Source organism: Arthrobacter sp. MDT2-34-1 (assembly GCF_059091365.1).
In genome coordinates this window covers 1-655 of record NZ_JBNHGO010000091.1, presented here as the reverse complement: position 1 = coordinate 655, position 655 = coordinate 1, and the positions used below count along the sequence as shown (strand labels likewise).

General features: G+C 62.7%; 2 protein-coding genes. One reads left to right on the top strand and one right to left on the bottom strand.

The features are described 5' to 3' along the window. Positions 1-220 (bottom strand): hypothetical protein (locus tag AC5RVV_RS17795; protein WP_494002678.1); only part of this gene is annotated, 220 nt, incomplete at its 3' end. On the opposite strand from AC5RVV_RS17795, the gene AC5RVV_RS17790 reads away from it, so the two are divergent. Further along, the coding region (locus tag AC5RVV_RS17790; protein ID WP_494002677.1) for an alcohol dehydrogenase catalytic domain-containing protein at positions 116-655 on the top strand (540 nt) is incomplete at its 3' end. The genes AC5RVV_RS17795 and AC5RVV_RS17790 overlap by 105 nt on opposite strands.

The following is a 655-nucleotide window of genomic DNA, read 5'->3' as shown; positions in this document are numbered from 1 at the left end:
GATCGGGACAGATATGGTTAGTAAGGCGACGGCTCTGGTTCAGACCGGCCCATTTCAGCAGGAGTTCCGTGAGATTCCGCTCCCGGGTCTCGACGAGGGTGCTGGGTTGCTGCGAGTGGAAGCAAACGGCATCTGCGGCACGGATGTCGAAGCGTTCGCAGGGGTTGTCGGCGCGAACCCGCTGGACGGAAGCGACGCATACCCCCGAATCCTCGGACACGAGATCGTGGGGATCATTGAGGATCTTGGCCCGAATCCTCCTCCGGGACTGTCGATCGGAGATCGCGTCGCAGTGAACCCGCTCATCGCGTGCGGGCACTGCCGTGTCTGTCTCCGTGGCGATTCGCACCTGTGTCGCAATCACCCTGCCGCCCCGGCGCTTTACGGATTCCTCCCCTTGCACAGATCACCCGGTCTGTGGGGCGGATACTCCACGCACGCCTACCTCGATCCGAAGACTGTTGTCTACAAGCTTCCTTCGTCTATCGACCCCGTGACAGCCACGCTTTACAATCCCTTGGCGAACGCCATGAGCTGGGCTGTCCTGACACCTGAGTTGAAGCCCGGCGACCGGATCGCGATTCTCGGGTCCGGCCAGCGAGGCCTGGCGTGCGTGATCGCTGCTCGCTTCGCCGGTGCAGGTCTGGTGCTCAGC